The following is an 18,230-nucleotide window of genomic DNA, read 5'->3' as shown; positions in this document are numbered from 1 at the left end:
AGTTATTGCTCTAAAAGTCAATGGAGGCGATGACAGAAGTTGCGCGTCATCTCGGCAACCTGCGATCCGGACAACGAAAAAGGCTGGAATCCTTCGGGACTCCGGCCTTCGCAACGCTATGATCCGGTTGGACTTTACTGAGTAAGGGCCGCCAGCTTCCGCCTGGCTTCCTCGGCAACATCACCACCAGCCTCGGCGGCCTTGCTGTAATAGGCTATGGCCTCATTCCGGTTTTTCTGTTTCACCGCAACATCGCCCAGTCGCAGGAAGGCAATGGAAGTGGGGACGGTTTCATTGGCTTTGGCCAGATTCTCCCTGGCCTTGTCCAGATTGTTGAGCCTCAGAGCATTCAGGCCATTGTACAGGCGATATTTGAACATCTCGGGGTAGAGCTCCACCGCCTTTTCAAAGTCGGCCGCGGCCTTCTCTGCTTCCTTCTGGTCCTGATAAATGCGGCCGCGAAGAGCATAGAACATGGCCTCCCGCGTTAGCAGGCGAATGGCCTCGTTGATCTTGTCCAGCGCAGCCTTCATCTCACCTTTTGAGGCCAGCTCCATGGCTTTGTCGTGGGCATCGTAAGCCGGTTGCAGCGAACGGAGTTTGGCCATCTTGCGTTTGTAGACGTCCTCGCCTCGGTAACCGCCTGCGCCAACCTTCTGTACCAGTTCGCGGTTCTCCTGCACGCGTTTTGCCGAGGGAGGATGAGTCGCGAACAGGCCGTCAATGAAACTGGACTGACGGCCCTTGGAGAGCTTCAGGAACAGCTCCTGCAGCTCCACAGCAGCCTGGGGGTCGTAGCCCGCCTGTTTCATGTAGAGGATGCCGTAATGATCGGATTCCAGTTCATCGCCCTGGCTATACTGCGCCAGCGCGAGCTGGGCCCCCAGTGCAGCGCCACCCATAATCAGCCCGGCCCACTCGTTATCCGATAACGCAAAGCCAAGGCCGGCAACACCGGCGCTGATCAGCATGCCCTGCTGCATGCGCTGAACACTGTGTCTGGCCGCTGCATGGACAATCTCGTGACCAAGAACCGAGGCCAGCTGGGCTTCGTCGTCAAGTTCGGTCAGCAGGCCCCGGTTAATGGCAATCTTGCCTCCGGGCAAGGCCCAGGCATTGGGTACGCTGCTGTTCAGAACCACGAACTCATAGGGTAGATCCGGCCTGTCACTGGCCTCCGCCATTTTCTGGCCAACCTCACTCACATAGAGCGTCAGCTCCGGGTCCACATAAAACCGGCCGCCCTGGGTTTGCTGTGTGGGCACGTACTGTTCGGCGCCCATGGCGAGCTCCTGGCTTTCACCGATCAGCGAAAGCTGTTTTTCCCCGGTAACCGGATTGACCGAGCAACCGCTGAGTGCCAGTGCCAGGGCAATGGCTACCAGGCTGGTTTTGATAACAGACAGGTTCACAGTAAGCTCCCTTTTGGATGATGCGACGTTGGGCACTTTCGAAACGTTTGCCCGCTTCCTGAATGGGCAGTTTATAGCACATGATTGGCCATCAGTGGATTACTGCACCGTGTTAGACGGTGGTGACGGGCAGGCCCTTGGCGTATCATAAGCCCCTGTTCCCGCACTGTTTCGTCATTTTCGCACCTAAGGCAACCCATGGGTAATCTACTCGAAGTGATCGCTTTGCTCTGGTTCCTGGTTTGCTGGCTCGGTTATACCGAATACTCCAAACGCCGTGCTGCAGATCGTCCCTGCCTCTCCAATACGCTCGACCTATACCGGGAAGACTGGATGCGCGTCATGTTGCGCCGGGAAAACAGGATTGCCGATGCGTCGGTGGTTGGTAATCTGGAGCGGAACGGCGCGTTTTTCGCTTCCAGTTGCCTGCTGATTCTCGCGGGTATTATCACCGCTCTTGGCTACACCCAGGAAGTGATGGAAGTGTTCAGCACCATGCCATTTGGCACATTGCCCACCCGGGAAATCTGGGAGCTGCGCATGGTTGTTCTGTTGGTGGTGTTTATCTACGCCTTCTTCAAATTCACCTGGTCCATGCGGATGTACAATTTTGTCTCGGTGATGGTGGGCAGCGCCCCTCCGCCAGACGATACCAAAACCAGCCCAGCGGGTCGGGAGGCTTTCGCCCGCAGTGCCGGCAATATCTGCAATCTCGCTGGCGATGCATTTAACCTTGGGCTGAGGTCCTACTATTACGCACTCGCCGTGGTAGGCTGGTTCATTCATCCCATTGTCTTCATGGCGGCCTCCACATTGGTGGTTGTTGTTCTTTACCGTCGGGAGTTCTGTTCCACCGCCCTGGAGGCGTTGAGGGCAGGTAAGGTGTTCGAGGAACCGCTGCCGGGCAAGTCGGAAAACAGCCCAAAACCCAAAAGTTGATCCACAGGTTGAACCTGAATGAACGATGATATCCGACGGAAACGGGTTAGCCGTTTTATAGCCACCCTCAATCAGGCCAAAGAGCTTGGCCTGTCGGTTACCGAGGCCAACAAAGGCAGCCTGACACTTTGCCTGCCATACAGCGACTGCATCATCGGTAACCCGGATACCGGCGTGATTCACGGCGGGGCCATCACCACCTTGATGGATACCACGTCAGGCTGCGTGATCCTCTGTGCCCTGGAAGATTTTGAACTTTGCCCGACGCTGGACCTGCGTGTGGACTACATGCGCCCGGCCCAGCCCCGGAAGCCGGTTTATGCCCGGGCTGAAACCTACCGGGTAACCCGGAACATCATTTTTACCCGCTGTGAGGCTTACCAGGAGGGCGGTGAAACCATTGCCAACTGCGTGGCCACCTTTATGCGAATCGGGAAGGATGCCAGCCCAAAACACTACCGGGACCTGATAACCGGAGGTGAAGAATGACCGATCCTGAAATCCTCCGCTATACCCAGGAGACCGGTGACTTCAGCCGCATGCTGAACAGCATCCCCTACGCCACCTGGATTGGTCTGCAGTGTGAGCGGTTCGGGGACGACCTGATTTTCCGCTTGCCTTGCAAGGACTCCAACCTCGGAAATCCGATCCTGCCGGCCATCCACGGTGGTGTGATCGGCGGCTTCATGGAGATGTCCGCCAATATCTACCTGATCATGTCCCAGGAAAGCCTGCGTATGCCCCGCATCGTCGACTTTTCCCTGGATTACCTTCGAGCAGGCCTCAACCGTGAAACCTATGCTGAATGCCGTCTGACCCGCCAAGGCAACCGGGTTGCCAATGTGATGGTCAGCGCCTGGCAGAAATCCCGTTCGCAACCTATCGCAACTGCCCGCGCGCATTTCCTCCTCGAAGACTGAATTTGCTCATGCCACGGGGCTTGAAATGCCCCGGTGTGCCCCCAATTTCTGTTCAACACGAACCATGAGGTAACTCGGGCACAACTTCGTGCTTGTTTTTTCGTATCAGGAGACACAAACGCCATGACGGTTGAGACGCAAAAAGAGACTCTGGGTTTTCAGACCGAAGTGAAGCAGCTGCTTCACTTGATGATCCATTCCCTCTACTCCAATAAGGAAATCTTCCTTCGTGAGCTGATTTCCAACGCTTCAGATGCCGAAGACAAACTGCGTTTTGCGGCTCTCAAGGACGACAGCCTCTATGAAAGCGATCCTGAGCTGAAGATTCGTCTGGATTTTGATGAAGAGGCGAATACCGTCACGTTGACCGATAACGGTATCGGCATGACCCGTGACGATGTTATCCAGAATCTCGGTACCATTGCCCGTTCCGGTACCGCAGAATTCCTTCAGCAGCTTTCTGGCGACGAAAAGAAGGACAGCAAACTGATCGGCCAGTTTGGTGTGGGTTTCTACTCGTCGTTTATTGTTGCCGACAGGGTAGATGTGTTCACCCGTCGTGCTGGTACGCCTGCGGAAGAGGGCGTGCATTGGGAATCCCGGGGCGACGGCGAGTTCTCCATTGAGCAGGTGAACCTGGAAAACCGTGGTACCCAGATCGTCCTGCACCTGAAATCCGAAACCAAGGAATTCGCCAACGGCTGGAAACTGCGCAGCTTGGTGAAGAAGTATTCGGATCACATCTCCTTCCCGGTCGTCATGAAGGCGGAGTCCGATGAAGGCGAGAAGAAGGACGAGTACGAGACCGTCAACGATGCGACCGCGCTCTGGACACTTCCGCGTACCGAAATCAAGGACGAGGAGTACAAAGAGTTTTACAAGCACATCGCACACGATTTCGAAGATCCGCTCACCTGGTCCCACAACAAGGTGGAAGGCAAGCTGGACTACACGAGCCTGCTGTATATCCCGGCCCGTGCACCGTTTGATCTTTACAACCGCGAGGCGCCCCGTGGCCTGAAGCTTTATGTGCAGCGTGTGTTCATCATGGATGACGCCGAGCAGTTCCTGCCTCTGTACCTTCGCTTCGCCAAGGGTGTGATCGATTCCAACGATCTGTCTCTGAACGTGTCCCGAGAGATCCTGCAGAACGATAGCACCGTGGAAAGCATCCGCACTGCGCTGACCAAGCGGGTTCTGGATATGCTGTCCAAGCTGGCCAGGAAGGATCCTGAGCCGTACCAGAAGTTCTGGGGCGAGTTCGGCACGGTGCTGAAAGAAGGCCCGGCGGAAGACTTCAGCAACCGCGAGAAAATCGCCGGCCTGCTGCGCTTTGCCTCTACCCATACCGGTGAAAGCGCACAGAATGTGTCGCTGGATGACTACATCAGCCGGATGAAGGAAGGGCAGAAGAAGCTTTACTACATCACCGCCGACAACTTCACCGCGGCCAAGAGCAGCCCCCACCTAGAAGTGTTCCGAAAGAAGGGCATTGAGGTGCTGATCCTCACAGATCGCATCGATGAGTGGATGATGGGTTACCTCAGTGAGTACGACGGCAAGCAGTTTGAGGACGTTGCCCGTGGCGACCTGGACCTAGGCGAAATCGAGACCGAGGAAGACAAGAAACACAAGGAAGAAGCCGCCGAAGAGCACAAGGACCTGCTGGAGCGCATCAAGAATGCACTGAGCGACCGTGTGCAGGAAGTGCGGGTGACCAATCGCCTGACCGATTCACCGGCTTGTCTGGTGGTTGGCGATTTCGACATGGGCGCCCAGATGAAGAAGATCATGGAAGCCGCTGGCCAGAAAGTGCCGGACAGCAAGCCGATCTTTGAGATCAACGTTGACCATCCGCTGGTTCAGCGCCTCGAGAGCGAAAAGGGCGAAGAGCGATTCAATGAACTCTCAGCCGTCATTCTGGATCAGGCCACCCTGGCCAGCGGTGAGCAGCTCCCGGACCCGGGTGCCTACGTTACTCGCCTGAACCGTCTGCTGCTTGAATTGGCGAACTGATAGCCAATGCAGCAGATCATTGTGGATATCAGCATCAGCCCTGATGAGTGGATCAAACTCTATCAGGGCGTTGCCACCGATGTTCACACCACGGCCCGGGACGGACGCTCTGTCCGGTTCCCGGCCCGTATTCTCTCCCGTTTTTACCTTCGTGATGGTATCCGCGGCAGTTTCCGCATCGTTTTTGACGATGCCGGCAAGTTCTCCTCAATTGAACGGCTTTAGGCCGCCAAAGTCCTATCGATAAACAAAAGCTTTCATAAATTTATTTTTAATTAATTGTATTGTTCGATCTGCCTCACGCTATCGTGGAACTGTTCTCGTTAGGCAGGAGCAGATCCATGTCCAATGTGTTTTCACTCAGTCGTTCGATCGCGTGGCCGGATTTTCTCGATATCCTCGCGGACTATTCAAGTGATTACGCTTGTGCTCAGTAAACGAAAAGAACGCCGCAAATATTGCGGGAAACGCTATAGGCACACGCTATCCCGGACATAAGAAATACTCAGAGCAGATTATTCGTTGTGTCCTATAGTTAGAGGTGCCTGAATCAAAGCAGTGTCGTTTTGCCAACCCCAATGAGGAGAGAGAAATGACCGACAACAACAGTGCGGGTGGAAAGTGCCCCGTAATGCACGGCTCGAATACTCAGGAAAAAGCCGACGTCGCCGGCTGGTGGCCTGAGAACCTCAATCTTGACATCCTCCATCAGCACGACCGCAAGACCAACCCTCTCGGCGAAGAATTCGACTACCGGGAAGAAGTCAAAAAGCTCGATCACGAAGCCCTCGAAAAAGACATGCACGAGCTGATGACCAACAGCCAGGAATGGTGGCCTGCTGACTGGGGGCATTACGGCGGTCTTATGATTCGTCTGGCCTGGCATGCCGCAGGTACTTATCGACTGGCGGATGGCCGCGGTGGTGCAGGTACCGGTAACCAGCGATTTGCTCCACTGAATTCCTGGCCGGACAACGGGAACCTTGATAAGGCCCGCCGTCTGTTGTGGCCGCTCAAGAAAAAATACGGCAACAAGGTGAGCTGGGCTGATCTGTATATCCTAGCCGGTAATGTTGCCTACGAGTCCTTTGGCCTGAAGACCTTCGGTTTCTCTTATGGCCGGGAGGATATCTGGCATCCGGAAAAAGATATTTACTGGGGTGCGGAAAAAGAGTGGCTGGCACCGTCTGACAGCCGGTATGAAGACGTGGAGAAGCCGGACACCATGGAGAATCCGCTGGCTGCGGTCCAGATGGGTCTGATTTATGTGAATCCGGAAGGCGTGAACGGCCAGCCGGATCCACAGAAGACCGCGGAGCAGGTACGCACCACCTTTGCCCGAATGGCGATGAATGACGAAGAGACTGCAGCGCTTACCGCGGGCGGCCACACTGTGGGTAAAGCCCACGGTAACGGTGATGCCGATGCCCTTGGGGCAGAGCCGGAAGGTGCTGATGTGGAAACCCAGGGTCTCGGTTGGATGAACCCCAACCTGCAGGGCAAGGCGACCAATGCCGTGACTTCTGGCATCGAGGGCGCATGGACGACCAACCCGACCAAGTTCGATATGGGTTACTTCGATCTTCTGTTTGGCTATGAGTGGCAGTTGACCAAGAGCCCGGCTGGTGCAAACCAGTGGGAGCCGGTGGATATCAAAGAAGAGCACATGCCGGTCGATACCAGCGATCCATCTGTTCGCCGCATGCCGATGATGACCGATGCGGACATGGCCATGAAGGTGGACCCGAAGTATCGTGCGATCTGTGAGAAGTTCATGGCAGATCCAGACTACTTCAAGGACTGTTTTGCCCGCGCCTGGTTCAAGCTTACGCACCGGGACATGGGGCCGAAAGCCCGTTATATCGGTCCGGGCGTTCCGGCTGAAGATCTGATCTGGCAGGATCCGTGTCCTCAAGGAGAGACCAACTACACGGAAGAAGTGGTCAAAGAGAAAATTGCGGCAGCCGGTCTGAGCCTGAACGAGCTGATTACGACCGCCTGGGACAGCGCCCGTACGTTCCGCGGCTCTGATATGCGCGGTGGTGCCAACGGTGCCCGCATTCGCCTGGCTCCCCAGAGAGACTGGCAGGGTAACGAGCCTGATCGGCTGGATAAGGTGCTGAAGGTGTATGAACAGATTTCTGCCGACACCGGTTCCAGCGTTGCTGACGTCATCGTACTGGGTGGTAACCTGGGTATCGAGATGGCGGCGAAAGCTGCAGGCCATGAAGTTCACGTTCCCTTCCTCAAGGGCCGTGGCGATGCCACCGACGAGATGACGGATGCTGAGTCCTTCGAACCGTTGGAGCCGCTCGCTGATGGCTTCCGTAACTGGCAGAAGAAGGATTACGTGGTCAAGCCGGAAGAAATGCTTCTGGACCGTGCTCAGCTGATGGGTCTGACCGCGCCTGAAATGACCGTCCTTTTGGGTGGTATGCGGGTGCTCGGCACCAACTATGGCGGTACCAAACACGGCGTATTCACGGATCGCGTTGGTCAGCTGACCAATGACTTCTTCGTGAATCTGACCGACATGGCGAACAGTTGGGAGCCAACTGGCAAGAACTCTTACAACATCGTGGATCGCAATAGCGGCAACACCAAGTTCACTGCGACCCGTGTTGATCTTGTGTTCGGTTCCAACTCCATCCTGCGTGCCTACGCAGAGGTATACGCCCAGGACGATAACGAAGATAAGTTCGTGAAAGACTTCGTTGCAGCCTGGACCAAGGTCATGAACGCCGATCGCTTCGACGTTAAATAAGACCTGTCAGTAAGAGGTTGGGCACCCCGGTATCGGGGTGCCCGTCTATCAACTTCCCGCCAAATTCCTTACAATCCATCCCGTCTGATTTTTGATCAGCCTCACCCTGAACAGACCCTGTTATTGCTGGAGCACTCATGCGGATCATTCTCGCACCGATGGAAGGGCTGGTTGACGCACCTATCCGTGAAACCCTCACCAGGGTTGGCGGCATTGACCGCTGCGTAACGGAATTCGTGCGCGTGACCCACGGCATGCTGCCGCCAAGAGTGTTCTACAAATACGCCCCCGAGCTACAAAACCAGTCGCTCACCCAGGTGGGTACCCCTGTTGCCGTTCAGTTACTGGGTTCAGACCCCCGCCAGATGGCACGCCATGGCGCGCGTGCGGCAGAACTTGGCGCTACCCAGTTGGATATCAACTTCGGTTGCCCGGCCAAAACGGTGAACAAGCACAAGGGCGGCTGCGTGTTGATGCGCGAGCCGGAGCTGATGCACGAGATTGTGGCTGCGGTACGTCAGGCTGTGCCCGTGCATGTGCCCGTCACAGCCAAGATGCGGCTAGGCTATGACGACCGCTCCATGGGTGTAGCCTGTGCCCAGGCCCTGGAAACGGCCGGAGCCGAAGAGATTGTAATCCACGCTCGCAGCAAAGTGGATGGCTACAAACCACCGGCCTACTGGGAGGAAATCGCCCGGGCACGGGAAGCGGTGAAGACCCACATTATTGCCAACGGCGAGATCTGGACCGTCGCGGACTACTGGCGATGCCGTGAAGTGTCGGGCTGTGATGACGTGATGATTGGCCGTGGCCTGATCGCCCGGCCGGACCTGGCGCGTAAGATCAAGGCTAGCCAGCAGGGCGAGACGGTGGCCGATATGACCTGGCCGGAAGCTGTAGAACTTGTTCGCGAGTACGCAACCGTTCTGCAGGGCTGGCTTGAAGACCGCTATGTCACCGGTCGCATAAAACAGTGGCTCAACTTTCTCCGCCAGGGTTTTGCTGAAGCGGAAGCGCTCTGGCCCGAGGCCCGGAAAATACGTCAGGTGGCGCCCATGATGGCATGCCTGGAGCAGCGGGTTATCCTGACAGGCTCCCGCGCCGCCTGACACCGATCCACCCCCCCCCCCGCGCATGTTGAACTGCCCGCCGTCTACACTGGTATCAACGGCATTGTCGTTCGTATCAATACCGGTACCAACAATAAAACGAGTGGGAGGACGAACAACATGTTCAAAGCAGGTTTGCGCAACACGCTGGCCTCTGCCGGAATGTCTGTCTTTATGCTATTCGGTGCCGCTATGCCGGCGGTCGCCGACGACCACGTGGTGAAAGTCACACCCTTGGGTAGCCACGATGGTGAGTTCTGTGGCCGGGACCGGGCGCTGGTCTTTGAAGATCCCAATGGCACCCGAATTCTCTATGACGCCGGCAGAACCGTCGCCGGTCCGGACGATCCCCGACTGGGCGAAATTGATGTTGTTCTGGTTTCCCACATGCATGGGGACCATGTGGGTGATCAGCGTATCAGCAAGACCAATCAGGGCACTTGCGGATCTCCGGACACCGGCGTTTCAACATTGCCACAATCCAATACCGTCGATATTGCGGTAAAACACGGTGCAAAAATTATTACGGGTAGCGAAATGCCTGCCTTCTTTGCTGCCAAGTTGAAGGATGCCGGCGGTGATCCTGCAAACTCCCTGTTGGTACGTTTCGGTGGCGAGCGTGAGGTTGACGGCGTGGCCATTACTACCGTGCCGGCTGTGCACAGCAATGGAGTATCGCCTTCGTTCCTGACCGGGCCGCTGGCGGAGTATCTGGCTGCCGCCGGTGTGGGTGCCAGTGTCGGACCACCCACAGGCTACGTGCTCAGGTTCTCCAACGGCCTGGTGGTCTACCTGTCCGGTGATACCGGGATTACCGCCGAGCAAAGGCTGGTCGTGAGGGATCACTACGGTGCGGGACTTGTGGTGATGAACATCGGTGATACCTTCACCACCGGGCCCAAACAGGCTGCATACGTGATCAACGATCTGGTGCAACCGAAGGCGGTTATAGCCTCCCATGCCAACGAACCGGCTACCTCCGGTGGCAAGGTGCAGGAAGGAACGCGCACGGCTCTGTTCCGGGATTCAGTGAATGTACCGGTCCATGTGCCCCTCAGTGGCCGTACCATGGCGTTCAACGGCATGGCGAGCTGCGTCTCTGGCTGCGACTGAGGGAACACGCTGACGCGAGTCAGTTGCCGATCAGTCCTCCATGTCCGGTCGGTAACTGCCCGAGCGAGCGGCACCGTTCAGGCGGGCGCGCTTGAGCAGTGCTGCCTGAGCCTCTGGACCACTATCCAGATTGCCGGCCCAGGCCTTTTGCGCGGGTTCCTGCAACGCCCGTCCGTAGGAGAAGCTCAACTCCCAGGGCTGGGCGCCCATGCTGTTCATGGCGTTCAGATTGAGGGTGGCTTCTTCCGGGGTCTGGCCGCCCGAGAGAAAGAAAATGCCGGGAACCGCGGCCGGAACTGCCCTTCGAAATACGTCGAGGGTTGCGCTCGCCACTTCTTCGGGCGTTGCCTTCGGACTTTCCTTGCCCGGCGTCACCATGCTGGGTTTCAGGATCATGTGTTCCAGTGCCACCTTATGCCGGTAAAGGGCATGGAACACCTCGCGAATCACCGCCTCGCTGACTTCCGCGCAGCGCTCGACGTTGTGATTGCCGTCGATCAACACTTCCGGCTCGACGATGGGCACGATGCCTAATGACTGGCAGATAGCTGCGTAACGGGCGAGAACCTCGGCATTCGCCTCGATCGCCTGCCGTGAGGGCAGGGTGTCCGAGATATGGAAAACGTCTCGCCATTTGGCAAACCGCGCCCCCTGGTTCTTGTAGATTTCCAGGCGGTCCTCCAGGCCGTCCAGGCCATAGGTGATCTCATCGCCGGGTGCATTGACCAGGGGTCCCTTGCCCTTGTCTACCTTGATGCCCGGTACGATGCCTTTGCTGGCCAGCAGCTTCGGCATGGCCACATTATCCAGGCTGTTCTGGCCCAGCGTCTCTTCGAACAGAATAACCCCACTGATGAATTCTCCGAGCCCGGAAGCTGACAATATGAGGCTCCTGTACTCCCGACGTTTATCTTCGCTGGATTCTACACCAACGGCTTTGAAGCGCTTGGCAATGGTCGGGTGGCTTTCATCTGCCGCGAGAATTCCCTTGCCGGGCTGAACCAGTTCCCGGACGGTGGCGTTGAGTTCTTCCTGAGTGGTCATAGTGAGCTCCTGATTGATCCTTGAAAATCTGAGTGGTCGTTCGGCCGATCACCTTATTGTAGACGTTGAATAGTGCACTGGAATTTGATCTGGGCTAAGGCAGAAATCGATCTCCTGAATTAGGCTGTAAATGATAACAACAGGAAAAAGGGAAGCCTGAATATGAAAACCGTTGTCAGTGTCAGCCAGGGATCTTCCGAATACGATTACGATCTGGAAACCACGTTCCTCGGCCAGCCTTTCCGGATTATCCGAATTGGCACGGATGGCGATCTTTCCCGGGCCGAGGCGGTTCTGGAGTCGGTGCATACGCAGGCAGACGCCATCGGCCTGAGCATGGTGCACGATCATTACGAGGTGGGCCGGGAGCAGCTTGAGCACCCCGATACCGCTCGCCTCGAGGCCTGTGTGCCTGATAAGCCCGTGACCACCGGTGCGGGCTTGCGGGCTATCCTGCAGGAATGGGCCGTACGCCATACTCAGTCTGAACTCGGGCATTTCTTCGACAACGCTCGTGTGCTCTTTATGAATGGACAGGCCGGCTATCGAATTGCCAGGGCGCTGTCAGAACATACTGAAAATCTGTTCTTCGCGGACCCCTACACAGATTTTGGAGTGCCCAGGTTGCTGACCTCTCTGAAGCAACTGGAGACCTATACCTCGCTGACGGCACCGATCATGTTCAGGCCGGCGGCTGTGAAAGCGGTTGAGACCATTCTCCGAACACCACTTTATCGGTTGGGTGAGAACCTCGTAAAAGGTTCGCTTCATCACGCTGTGTCCGAGGCCCATGTCATTGTGGCCTCCATTGGCGATCTGGAGAACTTCACAGCTAAAGAGCTGGATGGAAAAACCGTGATTACCTCAAGGGTAACGGATGCTGCCATGGACTGGATGCGCTCGCGCAAGGTTGCCATGGTGGTGGACTACAGTCCGTGGCTTGAGGGCCGCCCAGTGGGGGTAAATGTCATGGAGGCGATGATCAGCGCGGCGCTTTCCAGGACACCGGACCAGTTGGGCCCGGATGACTATCTGGACGTTATCCAGAGCCTGGGTATCGAACCACGAATCCTGTATCCGGACGGTTACCGTCGGGTCAACCGGTTTGCGTTTGTCATTCACCCCTTGTCGCAGCAATACCTTACCAAAACACCGCCCCTGGACTGGGTTGCCAATGTTTCGCCTCCAGTGGTGATGAACCTGGTTGAAAAGGCCATAGCGTATTCACCGCCATTCATCTACTCGAAGGTGTCCGGAATCCGGTCGCCGAATGGCGATGAGGTAGAGGGCTGGCTCATTACCGTTGGTGGCACCCCACGGGAGATCATGGCTCATGGGCCGGAATTTACCTACGCCAAGCTGCTGCAGGCGGCAAAACTGGCGAAGAAGCTTGGTGCCCAGATCATGGGCCTGGGTGCGTTTACCAAGGTCGTGGGTGATGCCGGAATAACGGTCGCCAAGCGGGCACCGCTGCCGATCACAACCGGCAACAGCTACAGCGCCTCCGGCGCCCTGTGGGCGGCCCATGACGCCATGAAGAAAATAGGGCGGGTAAGTATTGGTCCCAGTGGCAAAGCTGCCGGCAAGGCCATGGTGGTGGGTGCCACGGGTGCGATCGGTTCGGTCTGCGCCAGATTGCTGGCCAAGGCAGTGGATGAGATTTACCTTGCGGCACCGGAGCCGGCCAAACTGTTGGCACTCAAGGAAAGCATCGAACAGGAAACGCCGGGGGCCATTGTGCATGTTGCCGGTTCGGCCGAACGCGATCTTGCGGAAATGGACATGATCGTTACGGCCACTTCCGGCGCCGGCAAACGTATCCTGGATATCATGAAAGTGAAGCCTGGATGCGTGATCACCGACGTAGCCCGACCCCTGGATATTCCGGCAGAAGATGTGGCCAAACGTCCGGATGTGCTGGTGATCGAATCCGGCGAGATCCAGCTACCGGGCGAGGTGCACATGAAAGACATCGGACTGCCGAAGGGCATCGCCTATGCATGCCTGGCAGAAACCATTGTGCTGGCCCTGGAAGCGCGTTTTGAGAACTTCACCCTGGGCCGGAACATCGAGTGGGAGAAGGTGCGCGAGATCTACAAGCTGGGCCTGAAGCACGGCATGAAGCTGGCCGCCATTTCCGGGGTGAACGGTGTGTTCACCGAGGAGGATTTTGAACGGGTTCGAGTCCTGGCGGCCAGCGAAGAGCATCAGGCTGAGGGATCAAGCACACCGGCATAGCGAACGCCGCTGAGCAGGGCCATCTCACGATGCCAGGTGGACAGGTCATCAATATTCAGTTTGCTCAGGCTGTCGTGGCCACAGGCCCTGGCCATCACCTGCATCAGCGAGACGGAAGCCTCGAGGAAGTTCTGCAGTTGTTTGGCTGACTGGTCCACGTTCAACCGCTGGCGCAGATCCTTGTTCTGGGTCGCGATGCCTGCCGGGCAGTTGTTGGTGTTGCAGATCCGGGCCGCAACACAGCCAATGGACTGCATGGCACTGTTGGCAACGGCGATACCGTCTGCTCCCAGCGCCATGGCCTTCACGAAATCGATAGGCACTCGCAGTCCGCCGGTGACGATCAACGTGACCCGTCCGCTTGCGCCGCGATCATCCAGGTAGCGCCGGGCCCGGGCCAGGGCTGGAATGGTTGGCACACTGATGTGATCCCGGAAGATCTCGGGGGCTGCGCCGGTGCCGCCGCCACGGCCGTCCAGAATGATGTAGTCGGCGCCGGCATCCAGGGCGAATTGCACGTCCCGCTCGATGTGATTGGCACTGAGCTTGAAACCCACAGGAATACCACCGGTAACTTCACGAACATGGCTGGCGAAGCGCTGGAAATCCTCAACCGAGCGCAAATCGTCGAAAGTGGGAGGGGAGTTGGCGGGTTCCCCCTCGGGAATGTTCCGGACCTCCGATATCTTGCCGGTGTTCTTGTTGCCGGGCAGATGGCCACCGGTACCCGTCTTGGCTCCCTGGCCACCCTTGAAGTGGAATGCCTGCACTTTCTTGAGCAGTTCCTCCTTGTAGCCAAACTTGGCGCTGGCAAGTTCATAGAAGTACCGGGAATTTTCCTGCTGCTCCTCCGGTAACATGCCGCCTTCGCCGGAACAGATGCCGGTGCCGGCAAGCTCGGCGCCCCGTGCCAGGGCAATCTTTGCTTCCTCCGACAGGGCTCCAAAGCTCATGTCGGAAACGAACAGGGGCATGGTCAGGGTAAGAGGCTTACGGGCTTCAGGGCCGATCACGAGTTCTTTCGATACTTCAGCGTCGTCAGCCAGCGGCTTGCTGGCCATCTGCGCTACCATCAGCTGCAGATCATCCCAATGGGGCAGGGTGTGTCGTGGCACGCCCATGGCGGTCGTGGGGCCGTGATGGCCCATATTGCTCAGCCCTTCACGTGCCAGCTGGTGAATAAATTCGACCGTTGGTTCGTCTTTCGTAGATTTGGCCTTTGGCGCATCATCGGACTCGTCGCCGCCATCGTCAGAATCCGGCGCTTCCTCGCCGACCTGGTCGTCGCTGAATTGCTGGTGGGTGCCGTCGCAATAAGGAGCGCTGCCGGTCTGTTTGCACTGGCACAGAACCGCCTCTTCGTCTTTTTCGGCCTTGAAGACCTTGGGTTTGAACCCAGTGTCTCCATGGGAACCGTCGCAGAAGGGCTGGTTGTTGGAACGGCCACAAACGCAGAAGGCGTATTCTTCGCCTTTTTTCAGGCTGACTTTCTTGGGCTTGTTATCAGCGATCACCGGATTGCTCATTGCAAGGCTCCTTGATTGGCGTATGCCAGAAATGTACAAGGGTGTACGGGCATTAAACGCAAATAGGCTACTTGTAATGATCAAGTGTGGATCAGGAATGACCGCGCCGCCAATGCAGCGCGGTTAGCTCAGGTCCCGATAATCAGGGTTCAGCCGCCAACGGTCAGGCCGCCAGGCCCGCCTTGGCTGCGCGCGCTGCGTGCAGCTTTTGGTAGCTTTCAATCAACCGCTGATGCTTTTCCAATCCTTCCAGCTGCATGTTGGTTGGTTCAAGACCATGGAAACGAACGGAACCATTCACCGAGCCGACCACCGCTTCCATAGTGTTCTCTCCGAACATGCGAGTGAAGTTGGTGATGTAGTCATCCAGTTCCATCTCTTCATCCAGGGTGACTTCCAACACCCCATACATGGCCCGGTAGAACAGACCACGCTCAACGGTGTTGTCGTTGAACTGCAGGAACATGTCGACGAACTCCAGGGCTTCTTCGTGCCACTCCAGGGCGAGGCAGATCAGAATCTTCAGCTCCAGGATCGTGAGCTGGCCCCAGATGGTGTTTTCGTCAAACTCCACGCCGATCAGGGTGATGATCGTCATGTAATTGTCCAGTTGGCTGGCTTCCAAACGCTCTACCAGATCCGCCAGTTGGTCGTCGTCCAGGCGGTGCAGGTTGAGGATGTCTTCCCGATAGTCCAAAGCCATGTTGGTGTTGTCCATGATCAGGTCTTCCACCGGATACACCTCGGAATAGCCTGGAACCAGGATTCGGCAGACCGGCGCGCCCAGTTCCTCGTAGACGGCGACATACACTTCCTTGCCCAGCTCCTCGAGGATACCGAACAGACACTCGGCTTCCTCGGCGTTGGTGCCGGAAAAATCCCATTCAACGAAATCATAATCGGACCTGGCGCTGAAAAACCGCCAGGAAACAACGCCGGTGGAGTCGATGAAGTGTTCCACGAAGTTGTTCGGTTCGGTGACGGCAAGACTGTTGAAGGTGGGCGCCGGCACATCATTTAGGCCTTCGAAGCTGCGGCCCTGCAGGAGCTCCGTCAGGCTTCGTTCAAGCGCCACTTCAAAGCTAGGGTGGGCACCGAAGGAAGCAAACACGCCACCGGTTCGCGGGTTCATCAGGGTGACGCACATCACCGGGAACTGGCCGCCCAGGGAGGCGTCTTTCACCAATGTCGGGAAGCCCTGGGCTTCAAGGGCCTCAAGGCCTTCCAGGATGTGCGGGTATTTTTTCAGTACCTCCCGGGGCACGTCCGGCAGGGCAATTTCCTCTTCAATAATCTGTTTCTTCACCGCCCGCTCGAAGATTTCCGAAAGACACTGCACCTCTGCTTCGTTCAGGGTGTTGCCGGCACTCATGCCGTTGCTGAGGAACAGGTTTTCAATCAGGTTGGAGGGGAAATACACCACCTCGCCATCGGACTGGCGCACGAAGGGCAGGGAAACGATCCCGCGCTCGGTTTTGCCGGAGTTGGTATCAATCAGGTTGGAACCGCCCAGCTCGCCGTCCGGGTTATAGATAGTCCGGCAGTGGTCATCCAGAATGCCTTCAGGCAGCTCGTCGTTGGCGCCGGGTTTAAACCACTTTTCATTCGGATAGTGGACGAACTCACTGTTGGCGATCTCTTCCCCGAAGAACTGGTCGTTGTAGAAGAAGTTGCAGCTCAGGCGCTCGATGAACTCACCCAGGGCAGAACAGAGGGCACTCTCCTTGGTGGCGCCCTTGCCGTTGGTGAAGCACATGAGCGAGGCGGCATCGCGGATATGCAGGGACCACACATGGGGCACGATGTTGCGCCAGGAGGCAATCTCGATCTTCATGCCCAGGTCTTCAAGGATGCCGGTCATGTTGGCGATGGTCTGCTCCAGAGGCAGGTCCTTGCCTTCGATAAAGGTCTTGGTGCCGCCCTCCGGTTGCGTCATCAGTAGCGCCTGGGCATCAGCGTCCAGATTCTCGACGGTCTCGATCTCGAAGGTGGGGCCGGTCTGGACCACTTTTTTCACCGTGCAGCGGTCGATGGAACGCAGAATGCCCTGCCGGTCTTTCTCGGAGATGTCTTCAGGCAACTCAACGGAGATCTTGAAGATCTGGTTGTAGCGGTTTTCCGGATCCACGATGTTGTTCTGAGACAGGCGGATATTTTCGGTGGGAATATCCCGTGCCAGACAGTAAACACGAACAAAGTAGGCCGCGCACAAGGCCGAGGAAGCGAGGAAGTAATCAAACGGGCTGGGTGCCGAGCCGTCGCCCTTGTAGCGGATGGGCTGGTCCGTCACGACCGTGAAATCGTCAAACTTGGCTTCAAGTCTGAGGTTCTCGAGAAAGTTGACGTTGATTTCCATTACAAAGATTCCTGGATCGGGGAATTTGGCGCGTCATGGCTTTTAATGGCGGCCATTATCCAGTTTTTGCAGGCGTTCGTCTTGGTCGGTCTTCTACGGATGACTTAACGCCAGCTCGACGGCCTGGGCGGCGTGAATCTCCGTGGTGTCGTAGAGCGGAACCTCGGTATCGGCCTGCTTGATCAGCAGGCCGATTTCGGTGCATCCCAGTATCGCCGCCTGCGCGCCGCGCCCGGAAAGCGACGCAACGATATCCAGGTAGGCACTGCGTGATGCGGACTTGATCTGACCTTGGCAAAGCTCTTCATAGATAACCCGATGCACCTCATCCCGCTGAACCTCGTCGGGCGTAATGACCTCAATACCCGCATCTTCCAACCGGTCCCGGTAGAATGCCTGTTCCATGGTGAAGCGCGTACCAAGCAGGCCGACGCGGGTAATGCCATCCTTTGCCAATACCTTTGCTGTGGCGTCGGCTATGTGCAGCGTGGGAATCCGAATTGCCTGTTCAATCTCCGGAGCAACCTTGTGCATGGTGTTGGTGCCAATAACCAGAAAATCCGCACCGGCCTTCTGCAGTGACAGTGCGGCCCCGGACAGAATGTCGGCAGTAGCCGGCCAGTCACCCTTGTGTTGCAGCGCTTCAATCTCCGCGAAATCCACGCTGAAAAGCACCAGTTTGGCTGAATGCAGCCCACCCAGCCGGTTTTTGACGCCCTCGTTGATGAGCCGGTAATAGGTCTGCGTGGATTCCCAGCTCATGCCGCCTAGAAGACCAATGGTTTTCATGGGT

The 18,230-nt window shown here is 57.0% G+C and carries 14 protein-coding genes; 9 read left to right on the top strand and 5 right to left on the bottom strand.

Annotated features, from left to right (window positions below; translation table 11 throughout):
* Positions 1–134: 134 nt before the first annotated feature.
* The gene (locus tag CFT65_RS13600) at positions 135–1,412 is read right to left on the bottom strand and encodes a M48 family metalloprotease (protein WP_088828651.1); all 1,278 of its coding nucleotides are present in this window, start codon (positions 1,410–1,412) and stop codon (positions 135–137) included.
* A gap of 198 nt (positions 1,413–1,610) precedes the next feature.
* On the opposite strand from CFT65_RS13600, the gene CFT65_RS13595 reads away from it, so the two are divergent.
* The 8 genes from CFT65_RS13595 to CFT65_RS13560 all read left to right on the top strand — a co-directional run bounded on the left by CFT65_RS13595 (position 1,611) and on the right by CFT65_RS13560 (position 10,273).
* Positions 1,611–2,351: a DUF599 domain-containing protein gene (locus CFT65_RS13595; RefSeq protein WP_088828650.1), complete on the top strand. Its 741-nt coding sequence runs from the start codon at positions 1,611–1,613 to the stop codon at positions 2,349–2,351.
* Between the two features lie 18 nt (positions 2,352–2,369).
* The gene (locus CFT65_RS13590) at positions 2,370–2,840 is read left to right on the top strand and encodes a PaaI family thioesterase (RefSeq protein WP_088828649.1); all 471 of its coding nucleotides are present in this window, start codon (positions 2,370–2,372) and stop codon (positions 2,838–2,840) included.
* The gene (locus tag CFT65_RS13585) at positions 2,837–3,271 is read left to right on the top strand and encodes a PaaI family thioesterase (RefSeq protein WP_069184632.1); all 435 of its coding nucleotides are present in this window, start codon (positions 2,837–2,839) and stop codon (positions 3,269–3,271) included. The genes CFT65_RS13590 and CFT65_RS13585 overlap by 4 nt, the downstream gene beginning before the upstream one ends.
* A gap of 123 nt (positions 3,272–3,394) precedes the next feature.
* On the top strand, positions 3,395–5,287 hold the full coding sequence (gene htpG / locus CFT65_RS13580) for a molecular chaperone HtpG (protein ID WP_088828648.1): 1,893 nt from the start codon (positions 3,395–3,397) through the stop codon (positions 5,285–5,287).
* Between the two features lie 6 nt (positions 5,288–5,293).
* Positions 5,294–5,512, top strand: coding sequence for a DUF2835 domain-containing protein (locus CFT65_RS13575; RefSeq protein ID WP_008172004.1), 219 nt, complete (start codon positions 5,294–5,296; stop codon positions 5,510–5,512).
* Positions 5,513–5,879: 367 nt separating this feature from the next.
* Positions 5,880–8,051, top strand: a complete 2,172-nt coding sequence (katG, locus tag CFT65_RS13570) for a catalase/peroxidase HPI (RefSeq protein ID WP_088828647.1) — start codon at positions 5,880–5,882, stop codon at positions 8,049–8,051.
* Positions 8,052–8,188: 137 nt separating this feature from the next.
* Entirely contained in the window at positions 8,189–9,160 is a 972-nt protein-coding gene (locus CFT65_RS13565; RefSeq protein WP_088828646.1) for a tRNA dihydrouridine synthase, read from the top strand.
* A gap of 120 nt (positions 9,161–9,280) precedes the next feature.
* Positions 9,281–10,273 (top strand): MBL fold metallo-hydrolase, encoded by a 993-nt coding sequence (locus tag CFT65_RS13560; RefSeq protein ID WP_088828645.1) that lies wholly within the window; start codon positions 9,281–9,283, stop codon positions 10,271–10,273.
* 30 nt (positions 10,274–10,303) lie between these two features.
* Here CFT65_RS13560 and CFT65_RS13555 read toward each other — a convergent pair whose 3' ends face one another.
* The gene (locus tag CFT65_RS13555; protein ID WP_088828644.1) at positions 10,304–11,317 is read right to left on the bottom strand and encodes a class I fructose-bisphosphate aldolase; all 1,014 of its coding nucleotides are present in this window, start codon (positions 11,315–11,317) and stop codon (positions 10,304–10,306) included.
* Positions 11,318–11,479: 162 nt separating this feature from the next.
* Between CFT65_RS13555 and CFT65_RS13550 the strand changes: the two genes are divergently transcribed.
* Entirely contained in the window at positions 11,480–13,555 is a 2,076-nt protein-coding gene (locus CFT65_RS13550; RefSeq protein WP_088828643.1) for a dehydrogenase, read from the top strand.
* On the opposite strand, the gene CFT65_RS13545 is transcribed toward CFT65_RS13550, so the two are convergent.
* The 3 genes from CFT65_RS13545 to CFT65_RS13535 all read right to left on the bottom strand — a co-directional run bounded on the left by CFT65_RS13545 (position 13,525) and on the right by CFT65_RS13535 (position 18,226).
* Positions 13,525–15,081 carry a glutamate synthase-related protein gene (locus CFT65_RS13545; protein WP_088828642.1) on the bottom strand — a complete coding sequence of 519 codons (1,557 nt, stop codon included), beginning with the start codon at positions 15,079–15,081 and terminating at the stop codon, positions 13,525–13,527. The genes CFT65_RS13550 and CFT65_RS13545 overlap by 31 nt on opposite strands.
* Before the next feature lie 163 nt (positions 15,082–15,244).
* Positions 15,245–17,437 carry an OsmC domain/YcaO domain-containing protein gene (locus CFT65_RS13540; RefSeq protein WP_088828641.1) on the bottom strand — a complete coding sequence of 731 codons (2,193 nt, stop codon included), beginning with the start codon at positions 17,435–17,437 and terminating at the stop codon, positions 15,245–15,247.
* A 93-nt stretch (positions 17,438–17,530) separates the two neighbouring features.
* Complete coding sequence (locus CFT65_RS13535; protein WP_088828640.1) at positions 17,531–18,226, bottom strand: aspartate/glutamate racemase family protein; 696 nt, start codon at positions 18,224–18,226, stop codon at positions 17,531–17,533.
* Positions 18,227–18,230: the final 4 nt, after the last annotated feature.

This window comes from Marinobacter sp. es.048 (assembly GCF_900188435.1).
GTDB lineage: Bacteria > Pseudomonadota > Gammaproteobacteria > Pseudomonadales > Oleiphilaceae > Marinobacter.
This window is presented reverse-complemented; position numbering and strand designations above follow the sequence as displayed.